This is a genomic window from Glutamicibacter bergerei (genome assembly GCF_054495185.1).
On the sequence record NZ_CM137131.1, the window covers coordinates 1,363,101 to 1,387,414 of the forward strand.

Below are 24,314 nucleotides of genomic sequence, written 5' to 3' on the forward strand. Positions count from 1 at the left end.
CTTGAAGCGTGGCGTCTATTCCACCGCGTTGTGTAGCTTGGTGCTCAAACGTTGCAGTTCAATGAATTCTTCCTCGCTCATCGCCTCACCTAACAACAGGTGCAACTGCTTGACGTGGGCACGGCCGATTTCCTGCTGCATGGACACGCCCGCTTCGGTCAGCTTCAGCCGGCTGGCACGCTGATCGCTGGGATCGGTGCAGCGGCTGACCAGCCCGCGCTCTTCGAGCCGGGTGATCATCCTGCTCAAACTCGGCTGGGAGATCAGCAGGTGCTTATTCAGGTCAACTAGCCGGGTCTCATTTTCCGGAGCATGGCGCAGGTTGAATAGCACGTCGTACTCGCGCAGGGAGAGCTTCGCGAATTCAGGCATGGTGGTAATCTTCCTCATCACCGCGACCTGTGCTCGAAAGAGCGCCTCCCACGCATCTGTGGTGACCTTCAGCGTTGCTTGGGTGTTACTGGTCCCGGTCACTGACTTCTGGCTCCTTAGCGGCGTTGGCTTGCTCAACTACCAGTTTAGCGTTGCGGGCAGCCACGCGTCCGGCGTGAGTTGGCGCCTGCGCGATATCAGGAGCTGCACGGGAGGCCATTTCCTTCTTCAGCTCCGGCAATACGTACTCGCCTAACATATCCAGTTGGTTCAGCACGGTCTTCAGTGGAAGACCTGCGTGATCTATGAGGAAGAGCTGGCGCTGGTAGTCGCCGAAGTACTCCTGGAAGCTCAAGGTCTTTTCCAGCACCTGCTGTGGGGAGCCCACAGTCAGCGGAGTCTGTGCGGTGAAGTCTTCCATTGAGGGGCCATTGCCGTAGACCGGTGCATTGTCGAAGTAGGGGCGGAATTCCTTGACTGCCTGCTGGGAATCCTTGGCCATGTAGAACTGGCCACCTAAGCCAACCACGGCCTGGTGTGCTTTTCCGTGGCCGTAGTGTTCGTAACGCTCACGGTAGAGGTCGATGAGCTGCTTGTAGTGTTCCTTTGGCCAGAAGATGTTGTTGGCAAAGAATCCGTCACCGTAGTAGGCGGCAATCTCTGCAACCTGTGGGGTGCGGATGGAGCCGTGCCAGACGAATGGTGCCACATCATCTAGTGGACGTGGGGTAGAGGTGAAGTTCTGCAGCGGGGTGCGGAACTTTCCTTCCCAGTTGACTACGTCTTCATCCCAGAGGCGGCGCAGTAGGTTGTAGTTCTCTACCGTCAGGTTCACCGAGTCCTGCATGTTCTTGCCGAACCATGGGTAGACCGGTCCGGTGTTGCCGCGTCCCAGAACCAGATCAACACGGCCTCCGGAAAGGTTCTGCAGCATCGCGAAGTCTTCAGCGATCTTCACTGGGTCGTTGGTGGTGATCAACGTGGTTGCGGTGGAAAGGATAATGCGTTCGGTCTGCGCGGCAATGTAGGCCAGTGTAGTGGTGGGGGAGGATGAGAAGAATGGGCGGTTGTGGTGCTCGCCGATAGCGAAGACATCCATGCCGATTTCTTCGACCTTTTTAGCGATAGCTACCGAGGCGTCGATACGCTCTTTTTCGGTAGGGATCTTACCGGTGGTTGGATCGCGGGTGATGTCGCTGACTGAAAAGACTCCGAATTGCATGTCCACTCCTTGAGGCCGAGGTACGTTTTGCGCTTACCTCTAATTTATATGCGTATGCATGTAATAACAAGTTGACGTGTCAAATATTCCCGGAGAATAGCTGTGGTGCCGAACACCCGTGATGATTAGGGACTCACAATTCCCGCGCGGTAGGCGGTCAGCGCGGCGTCCACTCGGTTGCGTGCACCGAGCTTGAGCATAATCGCAGTCATGTGGCCCTCGACCGTCGCCTTGGTGAGCACCAGCCGGGCCGCGATCTCCGCATTGGTCAGGCTCGCTCCCACCAGCGCAAGCACTTCCCGCTCGCGTGCCGTCACGCTCTGGACCAGGCCCTGGGCTTGATTCAATGACGCGGTATCGATCCCGCGCAGCTTGTCGATCACCCGCCGGGCAATGCGCGGGGAGAGGGCGGCGGCACCCTCGGCCACCGCATGAACCGCCCCGAGAAGCTCCTCGGGCTCCGAGCTCTTGAGCCTGAATCCGGACGCTCCTCTGGACATGGCCCGATAGATGTACTGCTCCACGCCGAAGATGATCAGGATCAGCACCTTGGATTCCAGGTTCACCGGCAGTATGGCCTCCGTCGCGCCGATCCCCGCCAGCTGTCACAGGCGGATATCCATGGGGATCACAGATAGGTTCAACTGTGCGGCCAACTTGATGGCTCGCACACCGTTCTGTGACTCGCCAAGGATTAAGAACTGCTGGTGGCTCTGGTCGAGTAGGCACCAGGACATAGCTAAATCTGAACATCGATCTCTTTACGGAAGGTGCCCGGAGTGGGAGATGCTATGAGCGTTTTAGCGGCTGACAAGCCCGTACATCATTAGCTGTGAGGAAAACCTTTGACGAAGGCAGCCACCCGACAGGTGTTCGAACCCATTTACTTACCATTGAGCCATCGCGACTGACAATCTCCAAATCGCAATAGACGGGAAGACTGCCGCCGCTTTTCCAGTTGTCGTTTGTTATTTGGCTCGAGGTATCTGCCTTGGTGAACGAGGGTTGGTCCTCAGTGAGAACAGCAACTCCGTATTGCGTCCATCGTTGGATGTCTTGGCGACCAACGCGAGTGGTGTGCGCAATTTTCCATGTTTCGCCTTCAATGACCAGCGTGATCTCTTCGTAAATGTCCCAAACGTATCCCTCGCGGTCGGTGCTGGAATCGTGCGGACTACCGTACATCTTTCTTTGCACTTTGAACGTATTCGCGGACGAGCTTGCAAGTGATTCTGGAGTGCCTACAATCTCGGCCCAGCCGATATGTGCCCAGTGCTTTGCATAGTCATCCGCGTTCCATGTATCTCGTAACTCACGCGAGAGATGGACTTTCCCATTTTCAGGATCGGCGCTGGACGCCGCATCATAATAGTTACGGATGATATCTGTCGCGTCCTCAATCGTTGCATAGCTGCATCTGAGGAGTGCTTCCCGCACCCAGTTGGCGTTGGAATTGCATTGCGATGCCCGAAAGGCGTTAGATGTGCCGCCCAAAGCGAGAAGCGTTGCAAGCAGCGATGCGACAGTCCCAGCACTTATGACGAATGTCCAAAGTCGTGCCCAATTCGTCTTCTTAGTAGATTGTGCGTTTGTGTTTTCCCCAAGATCGTTGTCTTTCATTTTTTCCCCCAAGAAAAACTGCTGATAGCACCCCCAAGGTACGTTCTGTAATGGTTGTCTTTTACTGAATTAAAGTCAAGGAAAATTGCTCGCAGCGCCACTTCAATCTGGATGTTGCAACTTGGTCTTGATCTGGTTAACGAGGAAAGGGTAGTTTTCTGCTTTGGAACGGTTCTGTCCTCCGCATTTACTGCCCAGGTCAGATACGGACATTTTCGATTCCCGTTTTGCGGGCCAGCTCTAGTGGTGGGTGGAGTCCTTCGTCTTAGTTGCATTCATGGGTTAAACCCTTTGGTGATCAGTGGGTAGGGTAGAAGTCGTGAGCACCGGTAATTTCCTAACTGAACCCAGTGGCCGAACTCGACCACACATGGCGATAGTTCGTACGGTGTTCCTTATTGGCGCAATGCTTCTTGGTCTGTTCGCAATGCATGTCCTGAACAACCCAGTTTCGGTTTCCTCCTCGATGCCAACTGCCCAGATGCAAATGCTTGAGCATGATCCAATGCATCATGCTCCGGTCGCAGACCCAGAACATAGCTCCGAGCATGGGTGCGCTTCCTGCCCGATGGGCCACGAAATGTCAGCCGCGGGATGCATTCTAGCGTTACTGGCCATGCTGCTTTTCTTGCGACCTCCACGTACTGTGCAAACGCGGACGCTAAGGCAATTCCTTCTCATACCAACGTTGGCGCTGATTCGGGGTACTTCGCCGAATAAACCTGACCTGATTGCTTTGGGGATCTGCAGAACGTGAGCGGCCGGCGGACTTTGGAAGCCCGCCGCTGATTTGCCACGCACGTTCCGATCCAATCAGGAGATCCAGTAATGAAGACACAGACCTTATTTTTCAGCGCCCTCACACTGAGTGCCATGCTCATACTGTCCGGCTGTGCCGGCGATCCGCAAGAGGCGCCGGCACAGAGTCCCGCGGCCTCCGCATCGCACTCGGGCCACTCTATGTCGCAGTCAGTCTCCGCAAACGACGCAGACATGGCCTTCGCCTCGGGCATGAAAATGCACCACGAACAGGCGATCGAAATGTCCGATATTCTCCTGGAAAAGGAGAGCATCCCCGAAGATATCGCGGCATTGGCAACACGGATCAAGGTTGCGCAATCACCGGAGATTGAACGCATGGACCGCTGGCTTGCCGATTGGGGTATGTCCGATTTAATGGACCACCCAAGCATGGAGCATGGTGACGGCATGGTCCCGAAAGATGAAATCAAAGCGCTAAAGGAAGCTTCCGGAAAGGAAGCCGCAAAATTATTCCTTGAACAGATGATCACCCACCACGAAGGTGCCGTGGATATGGCCGAGACCGAGATCAACGAAGGAAGCTATCCAGCGGCCATCGATTTATCGAAGGACATCGTCAAATCCCAGAATGAAGAAATCCAAGAGACGAAACAGCTGCTGGCAGCGCTGTAATCGAACCATGAATCAGGAAGGATTGAGGCAAAACATGTTCAGAACTCTTGTAATGAATCGCTGCATTGGCCGACGAATGGTTGGACCAGCGGCTGTAGCGGTCGTGGCGCTTGCCGCACTAACAGCCTGCAGCAGCGCACCCGATCCGGCTGTCAGCGGTGGGCAGACGGTGGTTGATGCCGCGCAAACCGGTGATTTCCTCGCCGAGCTGGGTCTTGAAGGACTCGATGCAAAGCAGGCGATAGACAAACTTGATCGCTTACCCACGGAGCAGCGACCTAGCGAGTTCACCGCCCAGGTGCAGCCCTCCCAGCTGGTGCTGACCCATCAGTCGGGCCGAACCGCATGGCTGCCGATGCCCAAGGATCAGTACTACCTCTCGGCAGCACCTTATGTGAATCAGACACATAGCTGCCATTTCCACAGCCTTACTACCTGTCTGGGGGAGCTGTACGGCGAGGAAGTGAAAGTGAAGGCCAGCAACGCGGAAACCGGTGAGGTGCTGGTGAACAAGTCTGTGGAAACCTTCGGCAACGGCTTCATTGGGCTCTGGGTTCCACGCGGAATCACCGTGGATCTGGAATTTACCTATGAAGGTAAAACCGCGAAGAGCACCGTGTCTACCGCAGGGGACACAAATGCCACCTGCTTGACGCAGCTTCGTCTGGTGTAGCCATAGCGTTTCGTAGTTGATGAAGTATTTGGGGCTGTCTCCGGCAATGGAGACAGCCCCAAATACCTGACCGCTCTGTGCGGCGAGCATTTTACGTCGCGCGGGCCAAATGGTGCTTGATCACAGGAATGCACTACGGCCAGAGGTTGCCGATAGGCTACGAAGATGGATAACCAGCAGGCACAGCTACCCAATGAAGACGAGCCGCAGGCTGCTACCTCTTTGTGGGTCAATTATGCACGCAACGGCGCGCTGATTGCAGTTTTTCTGTTGATGATCTGGTTGGCGTTCAACGTCCACCTGCCATCCATTGAAGAGATTAGAAATATGGCGGATGCCACCACCTGGACTACTCGGCTGTTGTTCATCGGAGCCTATGCATTGGTGGCCTTGACCCCGATTCCGGTGACCATTATGGCCACCGCTGGCGGGTTGCTCTTTGGAATCTTCGAAGGCACCATCTACTCCCTCATCGGGGTAATGCTCGGTAGCTGGGGAGCCTACTGGATTGCTCGGGCACTGGGCCGGCAGACGGTACGCCGGTTTCTAGGCAGGCATGCTGCCACGGTGGAGCAGAAATTGGAGTCCCGGGGGCTGCTGGCTGTGTTTATGTTGCGTCTGATGCCAGGAATTCCCTATTGGCCGGTGAACTACGGCAGTGGAGCCTTCGGAATAACACAACGCGAATATCTCGTTGCCAGCGCGCTCTCGGTGATTCCGGGTCAGCTGTCCTTGGTGGCTATCGGATCCTTCATTGCCGTGCCTTCGTTCTTCCACGGTGCGGTGATCGTGGTTGCTTGGATTATTGTGGCGGTACTGACGGTCTGGGCTTATCTACGGTGGCGCCGTCAGGGTAAAGCTGTGATCCTCGGGGCGCCGAACGCCTAGTCTCGGAGCTACCGAATATTACACGCTAAAAAGCACTTAACTAAGTTCGCACCGCAACCTGTTGGCGTGATGCCACCCTGGTTGCGGTGCGAACTTGTCTTTCTGCTTCTGCTTCCTAGACTCTGATTGGTGATTACTTTTGGCGTCGCAGTTGTGCGCGATCCCGCCACGCAGCCGTTGACCAAAGCGCCAACGCAATTAATACTGGTTGGAAGAAGAGCCTGGCAAAGCGTTTGCCATCGGTGTCTAGCCCAAACCCATCGCGGCCTTCTTGCCATTGGACAAGGTTTCCAGGGAAGACTGCGAGGAAAAAGAGTGCAACAACCCAGCCGACATGGACCCGCTTTTTGAGCAGTGTCAGTAGCGAGAGTCCTAACCCGATTTCCGCAACTCCGGAGAGTATGACGGTCAGATCCGGGTCCAGCGGGACGAAGTGGGGAACTTGAGCTTGGAACTCTTCACGCGCAATGGTGAGATGGCTGATTCCTGCAAAGGTCAAGAACGAGCCCAGGACAACGCGCGCGCTATGACGAGCGAATCCAAGGGGCTTGGCCTCAGAGGTGGAATCTAGCGCGGGTCTCTTAGTCATCGCTGACGCTGACGGTGACATCGATGTTGCCGCGAGTTGCATTGGAATACGGGCAAACCTGATGGGCCGCATCTGCCAGATCTTGAGCCTGTGCATGATCCATTTCGGGAATGACAACTTCTAGCTCGACGGAGAGTTTAAATCCGCTGTCCCCGTCGCGGTGCAAGTGAACGCGTCCGCCGACACTGGAGTTCTCGATCTTGATCTTGCGACTGCGGGCCACCGAATGTAGCGCCGAGTGGAAACATGCGGCATAGCCAGCGGCGAAGAGCTGTTCCGGGTTTGTCCCGGTTCCCGAGCCACCCAATTCAGTTGGGGGAGTGAGGTTCAAATCGAGCTTGCCATCAGCGGTCTTCACGCGTCCTTCACGTCCGTGGCCGGTGGAGAGCGACTCTGCAGTGTACAAAGATTCCATGATGTTGCCTTTCGGTGTGGTTGAGGGTTGTGCGGTCTTTCCTCGGCCTATGTGTCGGGGGAAGAAATCTTTTGCATTGATTCTGTGACCCGGTGCAGCGAATCGAGCAGGGCCTGCGCGGCCTTGAGATCCGGGAGTCCGGTACCGCAAGCAATCTGTGCGGGAATATGTGCCAGGTCGTTTTGTAGTGCGCGACCGCCTGAAGTCAAGCTCACGTTGACGACGCGACTATCTTGACCGTCGCGTTGCCGAACAATAAATTCTTTGTCTTCCAAGCGTCGCAGCAGCGGTGACAAAGTTCCCGAATCAAGTTGTAGTACTTCGCCTAGTTCGCGGACCGGCTTTTCGCCTTCCGTCCACAAAATGACCAGTACGAGGTACTGGGTATATGTCAGTTTCCACGGTGCCAGCAGCTCCGTGTACGCCCGGGTGGTTGCCCGGCTCGCGGAGTAGAGAGCGAAACAGACCATCTCATCGACTATTGCCATGGAATAATCATTGCACGCAATTTAATTGTGCGCAACCTAAATTGAGAATTAAAGAATTTCCCCAATATCGCAAGTCGAGGTGCAGGATTAAAAACAACGGATCGAGGAGCGCTCTGGGTTGACGCGTGCGCCAAAAGCAAACGGGTCTGCAACCACTAAAAAGTGGTTGCAGACCCGTTCGGTTCACCAGCCGAAGTGACTACTCCTTGGGCTTTTCGTTAGCCTTGTTCATCATTTCCTCGAACTCGCGGCGTTCCTTACGGGTGACCGGAATCTGCCCGGTGAGGGGATTAACTACCTGCTCGGAAGGATTCACAGGTTTGGCCGGTTGCTTTGAAGCTGACTTTGCATCCTTAGCAGGTTTTTCAGTGACTTTTTCAGCAGTGCGCTTGGAAGACTTCTTTACCGGCGCCGGAGCGGGTTTTACCTCCGGAGCGGAGGAGATCTTGGCACTAGCTCCATCCATGGCAAGCGAAAGGTCCTGAGCGGCGGTGTGCTGCTCGGTTGAGTGCTTACGTGCCGCACGGTTCAACATGCGCTTTTCCTTGCGCGACTCCACCAGCCGGTAGAGCACCGGAACCAGAATCAGTGTCAGCAAGGTCGAGGACACCAGGCCACCAATGACCACCACAGCCAATGGCTGGGAGATGAACCCGGATTGGCCGGTGAGGCCCAGTCCCATAGGAACCAGCGCGAAGATGGTCGCCAAGGCGGTCATCAAAATTGGGCGCAGACGTTGCCGGGCACCTTGCATAATCGCCTGGTCCAGTGGCATTGCAGGGCGCTCGAGCGTATCTCTGCGGTATTGGTTGATCAGGTCAATGAGCACAATTGCGTTAGTCACCACAATGCCCACCAACATCAACATACCGATCAGTGATGGCAGACCCAGTGGGATGCCCGAAATCAGCAGCAGGCCAATGGCGCCAGTGGCGGCGAATGGAATGGATACCAGCAGAACCAGTGGCTGAATCAAGGACTTAAAGGTTGCCACCATGATCACGTAAACAATCGCGATGGCAGCTAGCAGTGCGAGGTAGAGCTGGTTGAAGGAGTCAGCCTGCTCGGTGGCCGCGCCACCAAGCTCGACACTGGCGCCCTCAGGAAGCTGCACGGAATCCAGACGTTCTGTGACATCCTTGGAAACCGCACCGAGCATATTCTCTGCTGGGGTCAACGTGACGGTAGCAATGCGTTCACCATTGGAGGTGGTGACCTGCTGGACGACTTCGGTGCGATCCACCTTGGCAAGATCTTGCAGCTGAAGAATTCCGGTAGCGGTAGGGATCTGTAGCTCGCGCAGCTTGGTCAGACCGTTCAGATCCATGCCTTCACCAATCTGCACGGTCATATCCGTGTAATCCAGGCGCAGGGTGCCGGCCGGGACGGTCGAGACCTGGGAAGCGACCATTCCGGCGAGCTGAGTTTCAGTCAACCCTGCTTCTGCGGCCTTTTCTGCATTGATATCAATGGAGACTTGTTCACGTTTAGCCGAGAGATTGTCGCTAATCCCGGTGACGTGCTCGGTGCCGGTTAGCGCCTCACGCATCTTGTCGGTGGCCTCGCGCAGGATCTCTTCATCCGGTGCCTTCACCTCGACGGTGACATCGCTGGACATCATGGCCGAGGAGTTGGAACCGAAGCTGAGCGTCAAGTCCTTGGAAAGATCCAGCGACTCAACCTGAGTGCGTACCGTGTTGGTCAATTCTTCCTGATCAACATCAGGGTTTGTGATCACGGTGAAGCTTGCGGTATCGGCGCCGGAGGCAAACATGGCAGCCATGCCGCTGGCGCTGCCAACGGTCATCTGAACGTCTTCGATTCCATCGATGTCCTGAAGCTTCGCTTCAACCTTGTCCGCTTCCTTCAATGTGGTGCCCAGCGCGGTACCCGAAGGCATTTTTGCGGTGACCGAGATCGAGTTCTCGCCAGTGGAGCCCAGCAAGTTGGTGTTCAGCAGTGGAGTCATCGCCACGGTGCCGGCAAGGATCACTACCGATGCCAGCAAGGTGATCACCGGGTGCTTCTGGGTGCCGTTGAGTACCGGCACATAAAGTCGCTGCAGCCAAGACTTATCCTCGGCCACATGTACGGTGCGGGTTACCCCTGTGCCCGGGCGGTGCGGTAAGAACCAGTAAGCGAGCACCGGAACAATGGTCAACGAGACCAACAGCGAGGCAAGCAGCGCAATAGTCATGGTCATGGCGAAGGGACTGAATAGCTCACCGGCCATGCCGCCGACCATCGCGATGGGTAAGAACACCGCCACGGTGGTCAGTGTCGCGGCGGTAATTGCGCCTGCCACTTCCTTCACCGCAAGCAAGATGGATTGGGCCTTAGATTCTCCGTGGGAAAGGTGTCGTTTGATGTTCTCGATTACCACAATCGAGTCATCCACCACGCGGCCAATGGAGATGGTCAGTGCACCTAGGGTGAGCATGTTCAAGGTGTAGCCGAATACGTTCATCCCAATGAAGGTGGCCAGCAGGGACAGCGGGATGGAGATCGCAGTGACCAGGGTGGAGCGAACCGAGAAGAGGAAAACTAGGATGATGATCACTGCGAAGCCAAGACCTAGTGCGCCTTCCAGCGCAAGGTGGCTGATGGAGTCTTCGATAAATGGTGCCTGATCAAAGATGGTGGTCATCTTTGCCTTGTTTCCAAGCTCAGATTCCAGATCAGCAATCATCGCGTTGACCGCATGGGAGATCCCTACGGTGTCACCGGCTGGGGTTTTTGTGACCTGGATAGACAGGGTCTCTTCACCATTGGTGCGGGTGACGCTGGTGGCTTTATCGGCTTCGACAGAAACCTTGGCAACATCCTTGAGTAGTACCGGACCGTTGTCGGTGACCAGTGGGATGTTCTTGATGGTGTCTAAGCTATCAGGGGTAGAACCGGCAATGACCGGCAGTTCCAGACCATCAACGTTCATATTGCCGATAGGCATGGGCGAACCGGCATTTTCGATGCCGTCTTTCAAATCAGCCACGGTGAGTCCGGACTGATTCATCTTTCCATCATTGGGAATCACCGCAATGTGCTGGGAAGCGCCGCCGGAAACCGAAGCCTCGCGTACCCCTTCAATTTTCTGCAGCTTAGGCAGCGCAATGCGTTCAACATCATCGTTCAGCGCTTCCAGCGACTGATCCGAGGAGACCGCAAGCATCAATACTGGCAGGTCGGCAATGGAGCCGGCCAACGCGGTAGGTTCAACATCCTCGGGAAGCTGGGACTTGACGTTGGAGATAGCGCGCTCAACCTGGGAGCGTGCGCGGTCCATGTCGGTACCGTACTCGAAGGTTAATGCGATACGGGTGAAACCCGCCTGCGAGGTAGCGGTAGAGGATTCAAGTCCCTCGACCGCCTGCAGCGCGGTCTCCAGCGGAGCTGCGACCTGCTCGTCCACCACGTCGGGGCTCGCACCCATCTGGGTGGCCATCACCGAGATCTGCGGGAACTCCATGGAAGGGATCAGTTCTTGCTTCAAAGATCCCATAGAGATCACGCCAAAAACGGCGGCAAAAACCGTGATGAGCGCAATAAGCGCCCGGTTCTTTAATGACAAGGTGGCCAAGCGCTGCATGCGGGTGTAGTCCTAGCGGTGTCGTGAAGTGAGGGGTTTAAAACAACTTTAGTTGGTTGTAAGCGCGCAACGGTCTCTAAGAGATGTAAACCACCCAATATCATCCAAAGGGTTGACGATGACTGTTCAAAAAGTTCTCGTAGTCGCGGTTGTTCCTGAGCACATGAAGTGACACCAAAGAGAGGGCTGGGGTCATTTTGTCGGTGCTTGATCCTATGCTCAGGGCTACTTGGTCACGAATAATATTCCACCGGCCAAGGACACTCGTTGAATGTTCTAGGGGGCATCATGTCAATTCTTTTCAACCCACCGCCTGCATGGCGTGCTTACCTGCCGGAGGATTTTGTACCGGCCGCTGATTGGATTCCGGAACGTGCGTGGGGCGCGCCACCAGTTGGTTGGCCTATGTGGGTCGAATCCACGACTGGTGCGGCATCCGAACCTCCAATTGAATATCAAGCTAATCCCTACCTGTATATGTCGGTGATGCCCGCCTGGGATGCACCAGAAACCTCTCAGCGGATTGCACCGGATATGGCGTCCAGGCACAAGCCAAAGAAGCGACCACTGAGTCGTGGAAAGAAAATTGGTCTTGGCGTGGTTGCTGGTGTCCTCGTTATTGGTGTCATCGGGGCACTGGGCGGAGCAGGTGATGAGCAACCCGCGCCGGTTGCTGCAAGTCCAAGTCCAAGTGCGGTGGAGGCCAACGCCACCCTGGAATCGACAGTAGAACCGACTACTATTTCATCGGCAAGCGCCGAAGCGGAAGCCAGCGCAAAAAAGGCTGCCGCAGAGCAAGAACAGAAGGACGCCGCCGAAGCTAGTGCCAAGGCGGAAGCAGAGGAAAAGGATAAGGCCGAGGCTGAAAAGAAAGCCAAAGTTGAAGCCGAAAAGAAAGCCAAGGCCGAGGCTAGCGCTCAAGCAGAAGCCGAAGCGAAGGCTGAAAAAGAGGCTGGAACACTGAGCCAACAAAATGCCCTAAGCAAGGCCAGTGACTATTTGGACTACACCGCATTTTCTAAGACTGGGCTCATCAAACAGTTGGAATATGAAGGATACTCAAACAGCGATGCCACATGGGCTGTTGCGCGAGTGAGCGTCGACTGGAATGAGCAGGCAGCGTTGAAGGCAGCCGACTATTTGGATTACACCTCATTCTCCAAATCTGGTCTCGTAGACCAGCTCATCTACGAGGGCTACACCAAGAAGCAAGCTGCCTATGGGGTGAGTACTACGGGCCTATAAAAGGGTGTCTGGTCCACACAGCTATTAACGGACAAGACCCGTTCACAAAAAACGGTGAACGGGTCTTGTGCGTAGCTAAGAGACTAGATCAGTTCCAGAGTCTTATCGGTTGCTGCCTTGACCTCTGCGTACAGTGCAGGGTTTTCGTTCAGCTTCTGACCGTAGGAAGGAATCATTTCCGCCAGCTTCGACTCCCAGCCGGCGAACTGCTTCGGGAAGCAGCGCGAGAGCAGACCAACCATGATTGGGGTCGCGGTCGAGGCGCCAGGGGAGGCGCCGAGCAGACCGGAGATCGAACCATCCGAAGAGGTGATGACCTCGGTACCGAACTGAAGGACACCGCCCTTCTTGGCATCCTTCTTGATGACCTGTACGCGCTGACCGGCGGTGATCAGTTCCCACTTCGAGCCATCTGCCTCTGGGAAGTACTCGGCCAGAGCCTCATCCTTCTTAGCACGTGACTTGAGCACCTCCTTGATCAGGTAGGTGGTCAGTGACATGTTGTCCTTGCCAACTGCAAGCATCGGGATGATGTTGTGCGGACGCAACGAAAGTGGCAGGTCAAGCTGGGTGGTGGACTTCAGGAAGTTCATCGAGAAGCCAGCGTATGGGCCGAACATCAGCGAACGCTCGCCGTTGACGAAGCGGGTGTCCAAGTGTGGCACCGACATTGGTGGGGCACCGACCGAAGCCTGTCCGTACACCTTGGCGTGGTGCTGGTTGATGATGGTCTCATCGGTGCAGCGCAGGAACTGTCCGGAGACTGGGAAGCCGCCGAAGCCCTTGATCTCATCGATGCCAGAGTGCTGCAACAGTGACAGTGCGCCGCCGCCTGCACCAACAAAGACGAACTTAGCCTTGACGGTCTTGACCGCGCCGGTGGCGTTGTTCTTCACCGTGATAGCCCAGCCAGCACCGTCGCGCTTCAAACCCTTGACCTTGTGGCCGTAGTTCACCGAAGCACCATTGGAAGCCAACGAGTTGGTCAGATCCTTGGTGAGGCGACCGAAGTCAACGTCGGTACCGGAGGTAACGCGGGAGGCAGCGACCTTCTGCGCGCCGTCGCGTCCCTTGGCAACCAGCGGTGCCCAATCGTTGATGGTGTCCAGGTCGGTGCTGATCTCCATATCGCCAAAGAGGGCGTTAGGCTTCAGCGCATCATAACGTGCCTGAAGGTACTTGGAGTGGTCTTCACCAATAACAAATGACATATGCGGCAGTGCGTTGATGAACTTCGCGTCGGAGACGCGCTTGTTCTCAACTGCCCACGAGTAGAACTGGCGTGATACCTGGAACTGCTCGTTGATTCCAACCGCCTTCGCGGGGTCAACGGTGCCGTCGGCCTTGGCCGGGGCGTAGTTTAGTTCGCACAGTGCCGAGTGACCGGTACCTGCGTTGTTCCATGGTGAGGAGGATTCCTCGCCGGCCTTGTCCAGGTTCTCGAAAAGACCAATGGACCAGGTCGGTTCCAGCTGGTTGATCATGGTGCCAAGGGTGGCACTCATGATGCCGGCACCGATTAGTACTACGTCAAATGATTCGGTTGACGTTTCAGAAGGCACGAGGATCTCCATCGACAGTGGTACTTTGCTCTACTACAGCCTAGACCCAGTAGCGCACCGGTTAAAAATCGTTAACTGGATAGTGCGGGTGAATTAGTCATCTGCACATCCAGGTAGCTCTCATTGAGCATAGGTGAGGACGGGTAGTAAGTGACGTTGGAATTGAAGGCCAACGCAGAGATGGGAAATACCAGTGGGACCAGCGGTAGATCCGTGTTCAGTGTCCTCAAAATGCCGGTCAAAGCCGCGGTACGTTCGTCCCCAGCGGGCAAGGAACGAGCCACCAAAGCCTGTGAGTCAAGCAACTTAGAGGTGTATCCGAACTCATGTTCTTTAGTGTCCAGAATTCCGGAAATAAAGTCATCCTCCAATCGGTAACCGCCGGAGAAACCTAAGAGGTGTAGTCCGGTGAAGTCCTTTGAACGAATCTTTTGCACATAACCATCGGTCCACGGAATCGGGCGCGGCTTGATTCGAATACCCACGGTGGCTAAGTCTTCGGCAAGTTGGGCGAAGGTGCGCTCGGGCAGCGGTAGATAGCTGCGTGAGACCCGCAGCGGGTAGGCAAACTCAATGAGCTCACCCTTGTAGCCAAGGCCGGCCAAGAGTGCCTTGGCCTTGTCGACGCTGTGCGTAATGGTGTCTTCAGGATCTGGAACGCCAAAGGTTGGTGGCAAGATGCTCTGCGCGGCCTTGGAGCCTTGCAGAAAAAGCTTGTCTGCCAGCGAGCCGCGGTCAATTGCATGTGCGATAGCCTTACGGAAGTCTGCCTTGGCCAACCAGGTGTTTCGTCGGTCCATTCCGAGATACAGCACGGAGAACGGGTCACGTTGCACTACCACCTTGGCATTACGTACCAAGGTGCGCATGATGTCTACCGAGACCGTGTCAAAGCCGTCAATTTCCTCGGCCATCAGCGCGCTTTCACGGTTGTACGGTGAGGAGATGGAGGAGACCTCCACCAGCTGCGGGTGGTTGGGATTATTTCCCAGCTTTGCCTTGTCCCAGTAGCCGGCGAAGAGTTCCAACTTCACAATGCCATCAGCATTGGAGACAAATTTGTACGGACCGGTGCCAATGGGCGCGGTGAGCAGTGATTGACCTGGATTGGTTTTTGGGCCGCCGGTCAAGGAATCCGGAGCGGCGATGGCCATGCCAGGGAGGGTAAACGCTTCGATGAGCCCTACGCGGCGTCGGCGCAGTGTCAGCGTAACGGTGTAATTGTCGGTGGCTTCGACGCCAGCAAAGTAGCTGGCGCTGCCTTCGGAAGATTTGCCAATGAATAAGTCACCGGCAAAAACAGTCTTAAGTTTTTCAAGTTCTGCCAAGCGCAGAGTCTCCGCGGTGCGCTGTTCCTCGCTCAGCTCTTCGCCCTTTTCCAACTTCAGTTTCAGCTCGGCCTCGGTGGGCAGCTTCGGGAGATTTTCTTCGTGATGGAATACGTGGCCGAAACCTTCGGATGCATGTTCCGCCAAGGGTTTGGGCAGCTTGACCCAGCGGTTGAAGTTGGCCACGACCGCTTTGGCGTTGAAGGCGCTGCCGTCATGGAAGGTGACACCGCGGCGCAGGGTGAAGGTGTAACGCAGTCCGTCTTCGCTCTCGGTCCAGGCTTCGGCGAGCCCAGCAATGGGGCTACCAGTATTTGGATCAATGGAAATCAGGGTTTCATAAACCTGGCGGGTGATCCGGAAAGACTCGCTGTCATTGGCTAAGGCTGGATCCAGGTATACCGGGGGAGCGGAAGAGGCTAGACGTAGCGTGCGTGGGGTAGCCGGCTTACTGGGTGAGGCGCTCACCGAAGCCTGCGCTTGGCCGTCCTTGGAGGTGCAGGAAGCTAGTGCCAACGTTGTCGCAGCGAGTGATCCGGTGAGCATCATGCGTCGCGTCACGAGATGGTGTTGCTTCGAAGGCACAGTGAAGACTCGACTTCCTGGTAAATGGTCGCGGTACCGAACCAAAAGAAATCAGCAGATTTCTCGGTGATGAACGGTTGGGTATTTATCAAAGATAGCGCACACGACTTGCGGCACCCCGAGTATCTGACGGGATGCCGCAAAGTAGCATCAAATTGTTAGCTAAAAAGCCTTAGCGGGTGATCTGGTGCACAGCGTTTTCGCCGAGTTCGCCCGCGGACCATGCTTTGAGCTGTCCTTTGAGCAGCTTGACCATACGAGGGAAGAATGCCGCGGTATTTCCGCCGTTGTGCGGCAAGATCAATGCGTTGGGGCACTTCCACAACGGGTGATCAGCCGGCAATGGCTCAGGATCAAAAACATCTGAGGCAACCGAGAGCCGGCCAGAGGCTACCTCGGCTACTAATGCGTCGGTATCAACTACCGGCCCGCGAGCCACATTGACGATTAGCGCACCATCAGGAAGTTTGGCGAGCAGTGATGCATCCACCAGATGGTGGGTGGAATCGTTGAGCGGCACGATCAGTATTAGTACCTCAATCTCCGAGGCACGCTGGGCTAGCTGATCAATGTCCAACACTTCGCCGTGTTCATCGGTACGGGCTCGGGAACCAAAGCGCATTAGGTTGATCTCAAAGGGTGCTAGACGTTTGTGGATTTCCTCGCCTATGCCGCCCACGCCCACTAGACCTACGGTGCGGTCCGCCAGTCCGCGCCACTGCATGGGATTCCATTTGCCCTCGGCCTGATCGCGTACTGCTTGTGGGAACCCGCGCAACGAGGCGATGGCCAACCCCACGGCCATCTCGGCGGTAGCTGCCGCATGGACTCCTGCAGCGGTGGTGATGTTGGCACGGTCGCCGACCAGATCAACTAGTCCGTCAAAGCCCGTGGTCTGGGTTTGTACATGGGTGACGTTTGGTGCCTGATTGATGTTGCGCAGGCTGTGCGGGGAGGCCATGTACGGAAAGATCGTAATATCAATCTGTGCTAAGTCTGTAACTGGTTCATTAACCAAGTCCCAAATGACCGGCGTGAGGTTCTCCGGTAGCGGGCCGACAGCGTCGAGGAGTTCTTGGGTTGGGAAGGAAACCGTGCGTTGGTTGCTCATGGGTTCACTGTACAAAGTTGTGAAGCTCTACGGAATAACCCCAAGTCATCTCCTGTAACGAAGGTCACCGGCAGGCAGGTGCCTCTCGATTTGCACTCCGGCTGAAAGCTGGTAAAGTTTTATCTCGTTGCGAAAGCGCGAAGCACAAAAAGCTTCTAGAACATCGCAGCGGGCGCCTCTAGCTCAATTGGCAGAGCAACTGACTCTTAATCAGTAGGTTTCGGGTTCAAGTCCCGAGGGGCGCACAGTAGAAAAGGTCGGACTTCGGTTCGGCCTTTTTGCATTTCCGAGAGCTTTTGCCACGGTGCCCGCTTTCAAAGTATTTGCTGGTGATGTAAGTCCTAATGGTTATCTGTTTTGGCAAGTTTCTGTACACACTTTTTGGGACTTAGCTCGAAACGTGGGTTGCTCGGTACAGGCTTACCCTAAATTTCCAGCCGAACCCCATAGATTAGTTTGTGGAACATTTCTTGCTGATCCAAGACCGTATGATCGGACATGAGCCAGAATTTTTAAGGATTCGAGGGGGCTTCTGCCTTGGCAGATAACGAAGTAATTGAACAACACCGCCAGTCGGTCAGTGACCTATCGGCGCCGGGTGAAGCCTTGGCCAGAGATTCTGCGCACGTGACCGTGCGAAACCCCGACTGGTTCACCGAGGTGGAGCCGGGTGTGTGGGTGGCCACCGATGTGCGAAAGCAACTGCACGAACAATTAAAAAACGAATTCTTAGCTGCCGTGCCAGAAGTTCGCGCAGACCGGCGTGCCTTGGTTCTAGCGGGCCCTCCTGGAGCTGGCAAAAGCACGCTCCTTGGCCAGGTGCTTGAAGGGAACCTAGAACACTATGTGGTCATTGATTCTGATGAATTCAAAGAGGCGCTGCTTCGCGAGGCGCAATCCGACGGCAGCTACGAATCATGGATCAAACCCCAGATTGTGAAAGATCTGGAAGCTCAAGGTGAAGAATTCTTCCCCCTGGACCTAGCCACCCTGGTTCATGAGGAATCTTCGATACTTGCCGAGCAGCTACGCAGCGACTGCATTGACTTGGGATACAACCTGGTTGTCGACAAGGTACTCGCTTCGCTCAAGCCGGCTCTAGAGTTGATCAGCGACCTAGACGCTGCACGCTATAGCGTGCAGATTATTGAGGCGCATGTTCCTTATGAAGTCTCTGAACAGCGCATCACCGAGCGCTGGGAAGAAATGCACGAGGCCTCATTGGACGGTGAAGATGATTTAGGTGCCCGGTGGGTACCGTACGAATTTGCTCGAGAGGTATTCAATGGACCTGGCGATAAATCAAAGCCGGAAGCGGTAGCTGAACATTTGGCCAATGAATGTTCTGCTGTGCGTCGATATCGCGTGTATCGCACCACCGGTGAGGCGCTGAATGGTGCGGCAGGCTATGGGCAACTGCGAAGCGACTTCCGCCGTGCTGAACGCGGTGCACCTCTGGTTGAATTTGAGGTTGAAAGCAGGGTCTAACCCCTTTCGGGATTGCCTTCGGCGCTAAATGTGGCTCAAGCCACGCAGGTATTTTTGATTGATTTTTCGTGAAATCGCATCAAAAATGTCCTCATTTCACCGTTGACTAGTATTTATATGCCATCGGTGGGGGAGGGTGGCCGATTTTCCTTTTAGGGGTAGTTCTGCCTATGATTATCTACGTCGCAAAGACATGTTCCGGAAACGGACTAGTCAGAGCGAAGTAAGCGCCTCTAGCTCAATTGGCAGAGCAACTGACTCTTAATCAGTAGGTTTCGGGTTCAAGTCCCGAGGGGCGCACCATTAGATCCGGTCTGAATTCTTCAGATCGGATTTTTTGTATACCCAGCAAAAGGAGTTCTACCGATGAGCAACGAAGCAACCACGCCTACTCGCTTAGCAGTAGGGGATCAGGCCCCAGACTTCACTTTGAGCGATGCCGAAGGTAACGAAGTCTCGCTGTCCAGTTACCAGGGCAAGAAGACTATCGTGTACTTCTACCCAGCTGCCTCGACACCGGGCTGCACCAAGCAGGCCTGCGACTTCCGTGATTCTCTATCCTCGCTGCAGGGCCTGGGCTACGAAGTTCTCGGAATTTCTCCGGACGGCGTGACCAAGCTGGCCAAATTTGTTGCCAAGGAAGAATTGAACTTCCCACTGCTGGCAGATGAAGACCATAAGGTCGCCGAAGCCTATGGCGCATGGGGCGAAAAGAAGAACTATGGCCGCACTTACGAGGGCCTGATTCGTTCCACCGTAGTGCTCGACGAGCAGGGTAAGGTCACGCTAGCTCAGTACAATGTGCGTGCTACAGGTCACGTTGCAAAGCTTCGCCGTGACTTGGGGATTGACCCAAAGTAGCTCCAAGATTCGCCGATTTTATATCTGTGAAAAAGTCCGCTATGCTTATTGAGGTCGAGTTACCGGGCTTCAAGTCGGTGTAGCGCGAGCGAGTATGGCGGAATTGGTAGACGCGCTGGATTTAGGTTCCAGTGTCTTCGGACGTGAGAGTTCAAGTCTCTCTACTCGCACCAAAGATATAAAACCTCCCGGACTTCTAAAGTTCGGGAGGTTTTGTGTATCCGGCGAAAAACTTGGGCAGCCTATGTGTCATAGCTCCCACGCAACGCGGGAGTAAGCTTTGGAAGAGTGTTCCCACGCGGGAAACGATGTAAGTGAAATTCAAGGGGTGGAATGTGGAGCGCGAAAAGCTGCCCACGATGTTTAGTCTGGCGCAATCGGATCCAGAGCAAGCCCTCATACCCCGGGCCGATATTCCCGCGCAGGATCTAGAGCAAATCGACCGCATCATGGCTGAATTTGGACGGTTGCGCGCGGTGGAACGGCGCATCATGCTTCGCAGCCAAAGCTACATGAAGCTCAACGAAACCGATATGCGCGCCATCCGCCAATTGATTTCCGCTAAGCACGCAGGTGAAGCCGTCACCCCGAGTCTGCTTGCACGCCACTTGGGCGTCACCACCGCCTCGGTGACTAAGATGATTGACCGGCTCGAAGTCGGTGGACACGTGATACGCAAACCACATCCCACCGACCGGCGCTCCCAACAGGTGGAAGTCAGTGCAGAAACCCACCTTGCCGCCCGCGAACAAGTTGGACGTCACCACGCCAAGCGCTTCGACGTAGCGCGCAATTTGAGCTCCGCCGAACGTGATGTAGTGATTCGTTTCCTCGCCGGCACCTCCGACGCCCTGCAAGATAGCCTTGACGGGAATGAACCGCAGGCTACCGAGCCGGGTAAATAATCGTTTAGTTCTTGCTGGCTTCGGCCTGCGACACGATGCTACGCAGCATCGAGGAGAAGATGAGCCCATGAAATGGGTACACCGACCACCAATACAGGCGCCCGGATAGTCCCCGGGGGAAGAAGATGGCTCGCTGGGTGAGCCGCGTCTGCCCGTTTTCTTCCGGGCTTAGTTGGAATTCAAGCCACGCGTTTCCGGGCACTCGCATTTCTGCACGTAAACGCAATAACTGGCCAGGTTCTAGAGCTTCAACCCGCCACCAATCCACCACATCTCCCAAGGCTAGGCTTTCGCGTTGCCTACGGCCACGGCGTATTCCCACACCGCCAGCGAGTTTGTCCATGAGTCCCCGCGCTTTCCAGAGCAGTGGGAACGTGAAGTAGCCCGCTTCTCCACCAATGCGCCCCACCACAGCAAACAATCTTTCGGCGCTGGCGGTGGTACGCGCGGTCCGCTGATCTAGGTAAACCCGGTGTCCTGCCCAGTCTGGGTCTGAAGGCAACGGGTCAGCCGGAGCAGTGACCGGATGGGAGGTGGCCCAGTTAGTCTCCACCGAGTCGGAACGGATCTTCTCAAGGGCTAGCGCCACCGCACGCGGGTAGTCTGTTAGGCCTCCAGCAGGGCGTTCAATCAGCTCATCAATATCCCAGTTGCGCATCACGCAGTCATGCTGCAATGAATCAACTAAGGCTCCGGCGAGCGTGTGGGGCAGGGGAGTGACCAGATTGACCCAATGCGAAGCCAAACGTGGGGTGAGCAACGGCAAGGCAATAACCCAAGGTTGACGCAATCCGGCCTCGGAGGCGTAACTGCGCATCAGCTGCGCGTAGCTATAGGCGTTGGGGCCGCCGATATCGTAGGTCCCTTGCACCCCGTGCGGAAGTTCGGCGCAGCGAGCTAAGTAATGCAGAGCATCGCGCACGGCTATGGGCTGGACCTTATTGAGCACCCAGCGCGGGGCCGGCATTACTGGCAACACATCGCTGAGGTGACGGATCATTTCAAAGCTTGCAGAACCCGAACCAATGACTAGTCCGGCTTGCAAAGTAAGCAACGGAACCGAGCCGGAACCTAGGATCTGACCCACGCTCACCCGCGAAGATAAGTGATCGCTGAGTTCTCCCTCTGGATGGAGCCCGGACAGATACACCAGCTGTCCTACCTGAGCCTTGGTCACAGCACGCAGCATGTTGCGTGCGCCGTCTTCCTCGGCTTGCTTAAAGTTCTTGGTGTTGGACATGGAATGCACCAGGTAGTAGACCACGTCGGCTCCGGCGCAGAGCTCAGCCACTGCTTCGGGGTCCTCCAATGTTCCAATGACCACCTCGACCTGCGCGCGCCACGGCACATCGCGAAGGCGTTCTTCATTGCGCGAGAAAACCCTCACTTGGTGCCCACGTTCCAGCAGTAACGGGACTAGTCGCCCGCCAATGTAGCCGGTGGCCCCGGTGACGGCAATGACGCTCATGGTCGGCTCGATTCTGTGCGGTGGCGTTGTGAAAAGGCGATGGCTAGGGCGCCAATGAGTAACGCTGCTGCGATGACTAGCGCGGCGTATCCGACGAGTGTTGATTGATTGGTGCCGGTCAGTCGGCTATGCCCAATCCAAGCGATACCCCAGGTCATGGCCAATGCGGTGTAAATCTTTCCGTGGGTGTATCCAGTAACGCCCAAACCAATGATCGCTGCCACGAGCAAGAGCACTACCGCAGCGTAGGGTGCCCAAGCTGTATCAATTCCTACATTCCAAGAGGACAGAAGTGCTGAGGTGTTGGCAATACTCGCCACGCTCACCCACCCCAGATACAGGCCAAAGGTTAACCACATGATCCAGTGTTCGGCTCGTAAAGCGGTGCCGAAGTTCACCAGTCGCAGTAAAATCCAGATCAAAACCCCAAGCAAGATGAAAATCACAATGGTGCTTACCAGAAGTTGGTCTAGCTGGACCACGGCGATCCACGCGGCATTGAGCAATGCCGAGGCTGCCACGGGAACCCGCACAGCACGCAAGGTCTGTGAACGCCGGCCCTGGGGTAAAGCCTGATAGATCGCAAAGACTGCCAGTCCTAGATAAATGACACTCCAGATGGAAAAGGCTGGTCCTGAAGGGGCTAGCAAGGTTGAATCTGCGCTGAGGTATCCACCGGCGGCCTCCTGAATCGGGGTGCCGCCCATGGCTCCGCTGCCGATAAAAGCGGCAGTAATTGCGGCTCCTAAGGCGAGGATTTCCAATATCACCACCGGCCAGGACGCCAAGGTAGTTTCTTGTCGAGCTTGCTTCATCAGTTGCTCCGAAAGTTTGTTTGTTCGGTTTTCTCGATTGTAGGGTCGACAAATCAAGATACTTAATCCATGATGTATCTAGAGAAGCTAATAATCAACCTAGCGAGAGAAGTTCTTTATGGAAACCCCACCGGATGCCCGGTCTTCGAAGGTTCTGCGCCTGATGGAGCAGTTCCAAGAAGCATACATAGACGCAGAAGAGGGCTACCGTAAAGAGCTCGGTCTGAATGAAACAGACCTGCGTGCACTGCGCGCACTAGGGATCAACGAACAACTCAGCCCGGGACAACTAGCTGAACGCTTGTCGCTCACCTCCGCCTCCATTACCGCGGTGCTGGACCGGCTCGCCACCCACGGATACATTCGCCGCGAAGCCCACAGCCACGACCGACGCAAAACATTGATTCGTCACGGCGAAAATTTCCCGGGAATCCCACAACAGACGGCGATGCGTCTGCGAAGCATTTACCGCGCATATCGAGAATTAGGCGAGACCGAGCAGCAAACCATCCTCGGCTTCCTGACACAACTTTGCAAAGTATTAGAATCTGCCGCAGAAAATCAGCCACGGAGTAACAAATCATGAGCGCTTATGCCGCCCACGCCGCCTTGCCTAGCTTTGCAGATACGCAGACCTTGGCCGAGATTCGCACGCACCTAGACCAGCTGGTCACCGAAGCTCAAACCCGCGCCGCAAGCTATTCGGCATACACCGCTAATTTGTGGGAACAAATTTCGGTAAGTATCGACGGCGGAAAACTCACCCGCCCGGCCTTAGTAGTACTTGGCTATCAAGCCTTTGGCGGCGTGGCTTCCAAGGCTTTGCTTGATTTGGCATGCGCCTTCGAGTTACTGCACACCGCACTGCTGATGCATGACGATGTAGTGGACCGTGACTACGTACGCCGTGGAGCGCCGACTCTCTCAGCGCATTACCGTGACCTTGCCCTGGCTGCGGGACGTAACAGTGTCGACGCTGATCACGCCGGCAATAGCGCCGCCATTATTGCTGGCGACCTCCTATTGGCCGAAGCAATCAAAATCGCAGGCCGCTCCGCACAGGGCCTGGACTGTGAGGCCGAGGTGGAGGCAGCATTTCACCGTGCTATCGCCCAAGCCGGTGCCGGTGAACTCGAAGACCTGCTTTACTCGCTCTCGCAGCAGCCGGCCACCACCGGCGAAGTGCTACGCATGGAAGAACTGAAAACCGCAGCCTATTCCTTCCAACTTCCTTTGCAGGCAGGCGCACTATTAGCCGGCGCAGGAAAAGAGCAAGCAGAGGTTCTGGGAAACGTCGGTTGCCAACTAGGTATCGCCTATCAGGTCATTGATGACGTATTGGGAACCTTTGGGGATCCAAAAGCTACCGGAAAATCCGTAGATTCGGATCTTCGCGAAGCCAAGAGCACCATCTTGATCTCGTTGGCCAATGGCCAGCAGGGCTTCAGCTCGCAGTTAGCGCACTACCGGGCAGGAAAGAGCGAGCTCAGCGACCTACGCCGTGCCCTCGAAGAATCAGGGGCCGAACAGTTCGCACGCAAACTAGCACACCAGCTGTGTACCTCGGCCACTCGCTCGGCCACCTTCTTGCGTTTACCCGCCGCGGCGCAGGCCATGCTGCACGAATGTACCGCGCTGATCCTCTCACGGAGTAACTAA

General features: G+C 55.7%; 22 protein-coding genes and 3 tRNA genes. 12 read left to right on the forward strand and 13 right to left on the reverse strand.

The features are described 5' to 3' along the window. Positions 1-15 precede the first annotated feature (15 nt). The 4 genes from ACX5K5_RS06305 to ACX5K5_RS06320 all read right to left on the reverse strand — a co-directional run bounded on the left by ACX5K5_RS06305 (position 16) and on the right by ACX5K5_RS06320 (position 3,214). On the reverse strand, positions 16-474 hold the full coding sequence (locus ACX5K5_RS06305) for a MarR family winged helix-turn-helix transcriptional regulator (RefSeq protein ID WP_459175205.1): 459 nt from the start codon (positions 472-474) through the stop codon (positions 16-18). Next, positions 458-1,594: an LLM class flavin-dependent oxidoreductase gene (locus tag ACX5K5_RS06310; RefSeq protein WP_443461257.1), complete on the reverse strand. Its 1,137-nt coding sequence runs from the start codon at positions 1,592-1,594 to the stop codon at positions 458-460. Before ACX5K5_RS06310 ends, ACX5K5_RS06305 begins: the two co-directional genes overlap by 17 nt. 125 nt (positions 1,595-1,719) lie before the next feature. Further along, a complete protein-coding gene (locus ACX5K5_RS06315) occupies positions 1,720-2,160 on the reverse strand; it encodes a LuxR C-terminal-related transcriptional regulator (protein ID WP_459175206.1) in 441 nt (146 codons plus the stop codon). Positions 2,161-2,383: 223 nt separating this feature from the next. Beyond that, positions 2,384-3,214 (reverse strand): hypothetical protein, encoded by an 831-nt coding sequence (locus tag ACX5K5_RS06320; RefSeq protein WP_459175207.1) that lies wholly within the window; start codon positions 3,212-3,214, stop codon positions 2,384-2,386. 828 nt (positions 3,215-4,042) lie between these two features. Between ACX5K5_RS06320 and ACX5K5_RS06325 the strand changes: the two genes are divergently transcribed. From ACX5K5_RS06325 to ACX5K5_RS06335, 3 genes are all read left to right on the forward strand, one after another. Continuing rightward, on the forward strand, positions 4,043-4,648 hold the full coding sequence (locus ACX5K5_RS06325) for a DUF305 domain-containing protein (protein WP_459175208.1): 606 nt from the start codon (positions 4,043-4,045) through the stop codon (positions 4,646-4,648). Between the two features lie 34 nt (positions 4,649-4,682). Continuing rightward, positions 4,683-5,321: a CueP family metal-binding protein gene (locus ACX5K5_RS06330; protein ID WP_459175209.1), complete on the forward strand. Its 639-nt coding sequence runs from the start codon at positions 4,683-4,685 to the stop codon at positions 5,319-5,321. 165 nt (positions 5,322-5,486) lie between these two features. After that, positions 5,487-6,209, forward strand: coding sequence for a TVP38/TMEM64 family protein (locus ACX5K5_RS06335; RefSeq protein ID WP_459175210.1), 723 nt, complete (start codon positions 5,487-5,489; stop codon positions 6,207-6,209). 133 nt (positions 6,210-6,342) lie between these two features. On the opposite strand, the gene ACX5K5_RS06340 is transcribed toward ACX5K5_RS06335, so the two are convergent. From ACX5K5_RS06340 to ACX5K5_RS06355, 4 genes are all read right to left on the reverse strand, one after another. Next, complete coding sequence (locus ACX5K5_RS06340; RefSeq protein WP_096256131.1) at positions 6,343-6,798, reverse strand: DoxX family protein; 456 nt, start codon at positions 6,796-6,798, stop codon at positions 6,343-6,345. Beyond that, a complete protein-coding gene (locus ACX5K5_RS06345; RefSeq protein WP_096256132.1) occupies positions 6,791-7,213 on the reverse strand; it encodes an organic hydroperoxide resistance protein in 423 nt (140 codons plus the stop codon). Before ACX5K5_RS06345 ends, ACX5K5_RS06340 begins: the two co-directional genes overlap by 8 nt. A 47-nt stretch (positions 7,214-7,260) precedes the next feature. Then, positions 7,261-7,701 carry a MarR family winged helix-turn-helix transcriptional regulator gene (locus ACX5K5_RS06350; protein WP_240520520.1) on the reverse strand — a complete coding sequence of 147 codons (441 nt, stop codon included), beginning with the start codon at positions 7,699-7,701 and terminating at the stop codon, positions 7,261-7,263. A gap of 199 nt (positions 7,702-7,900) precedes the next feature. Beyond that, complete coding sequence (locus tag ACX5K5_RS06355; RefSeq protein WP_459175211.1) at positions 7,901-11,287, reverse strand: efflux RND transporter permease subunit; 3,387 nt, start codon at positions 11,285-11,287, stop codon at positions 7,901-7,903. 288 nt (positions 11,288-11,575) lie between these two features. On the opposite strand from ACX5K5_RS06355, the gene ACX5K5_RS06360 reads away from it, so the two are divergent. After that, positions 11,576-12,532, forward strand: a complete 957-nt coding sequence (locus ACX5K5_RS06360; RefSeq protein ID WP_441664911.1) for an Ltp family lipoprotein — start codon at positions 11,576-11,578, stop codon at positions 12,530-12,532. 83 nt (positions 12,533-12,615) lie between these two features. Here ACX5K5_RS06360 and ACX5K5_RS06365 read toward each other — a convergent pair whose 3' ends face one another. The 3 genes from ACX5K5_RS06365 to ACX5K5_RS06375 form a co-directional block, all read right to left on the reverse strand. Continuing rightward, positions 12,616-14,106, reverse strand: coding sequence for a malate:quinone oxidoreductase (locus ACX5K5_RS06365; protein WP_188687163.1), 1,491 nt, complete (start codon positions 14,104-14,106; stop codon positions 12,616-12,618). A gap of 59 nt (positions 14,107-14,165) precedes the next feature. Continuing rightward, on the reverse strand, positions 14,166-15,983 hold the full coding sequence (locus ACX5K5_RS06370; protein WP_459175212.1) for an ABC transporter substrate-binding protein: 1,818 nt from the start codon (positions 15,981-15,983) through the stop codon (positions 14,166-14,168). A gap of 196 nt (positions 15,984-16,179) precedes the next feature. After that, a complete protein-coding gene (locus ACX5K5_RS06375; RefSeq protein ID WP_459175213.1) occupies positions 16,180-17,118 on the reverse strand; it encodes a 2-hydroxyacid dehydrogenase in 939 nt (312 codons plus the stop codon). A gap of 172 nt (positions 17,119-17,290) precedes the next feature. Here ACX5K5_RS06375 and ACX5K5_RS06380 point away from each other — a divergent pair. The 6 genes from ACX5K5_RS06380 (at position 17,291) to ACX5K5_RS06405 (ending at position 20,372) form a co-directional block, all read left to right on the forward strand. Beyond that, positions 17,291-17,363 (forward strand) — tRNA-Lys (locus tag ACX5K5_RS06380). Between the two features lie 292 nt (positions 17,364-17,655). Further along, positions 17,656-18,606: a zeta toxin family protein gene (locus ACX5K5_RS06385; protein ID WP_459175214.1), complete on the forward strand. Its 951-nt coding sequence runs from the start codon at positions 17,656-17,658 to the stop codon at positions 18,604-18,606. A gap of 227 nt (positions 18,607-18,833) precedes the next feature. Continuing rightward, positions 18,834-18,909: transfer RNA gene (locus ACX5K5_RS06390), tRNA-Lys, on the forward strand. A 63-nt stretch (positions 18,910-18,972) separates the two neighbouring features. Next, complete coding sequence (gene bcp / locus ACX5K5_RS06395; protein ID WP_096256136.1) at positions 18,973-19,467, forward strand: thioredoxin-dependent thiol peroxidase; 495 nt, start codon at positions 18,973-18,975, stop codon at positions 19,465-19,467. Positions 19,468-19,555: 88 nt separating this feature from the next. After that, positions 19,556-19,640: transfer RNA gene (locus ACX5K5_RS06400), tRNA-Leu, on the forward strand. A gap of 162 nt (positions 19,641-19,802) precedes the next feature. Continuing rightward, complete coding sequence (locus ACX5K5_RS06405; RefSeq protein WP_346060233.1) at positions 19,803-20,372, forward strand: MarR family winged helix-turn-helix transcriptional regulator; 570 nt, start codon at positions 19,803-19,805, stop codon at positions 20,370-20,372. A gap of 4 nt (positions 20,373-20,376) precedes the next feature. Here the strand turns inward: ACX5K5_RS06405 and ACX5K5_RS06410 are convergent, their stop codons facing one another. Further along, positions 20,377-21,840, reverse strand: coding sequence for an SDR family oxidoreductase (locus tag ACX5K5_RS06410; protein WP_188687159.1), 1,464 nt, complete (start codon positions 21,838-21,840; stop codon positions 20,377-20,379). Further along, complete coding sequence (locus ACX5K5_RS06415; protein WP_459175215.1) at positions 21,837-22,655, reverse strand: TspO/MBR family protein; 819 nt, start codon at positions 22,653-22,655, stop codon at positions 21,837-21,839. The genes ACX5K5_RS06410 and ACX5K5_RS06415 overlap by 4 nt, the downstream gene beginning before the upstream one ends. A 118-nt stretch (positions 22,656-22,773) precedes the next feature. Between ACX5K5_RS06415 and ACX5K5_RS06420 the strand changes: the two genes are divergently transcribed. Beyond that, positions 22,774-23,241, forward strand: a complete 468-nt coding sequence (locus ACX5K5_RS06420) for a MarR family winged helix-turn-helix transcriptional regulator (RefSeq protein ID WP_441664919.1) — start codon at positions 22,774-22,776, stop codon at positions 23,239-23,241. Then, complete coding sequence (locus ACX5K5_RS06425) at positions 23,238-24,314, forward strand: polyprenyl synthetase family protein (protein WP_442346844.1); 1,077 nt, start codon at positions 23,238-23,240, stop codon at positions 24,312-24,314. Before ACX5K5_RS06420 ends, ACX5K5_RS06425 begins: the two co-directional genes overlap by 4 nt.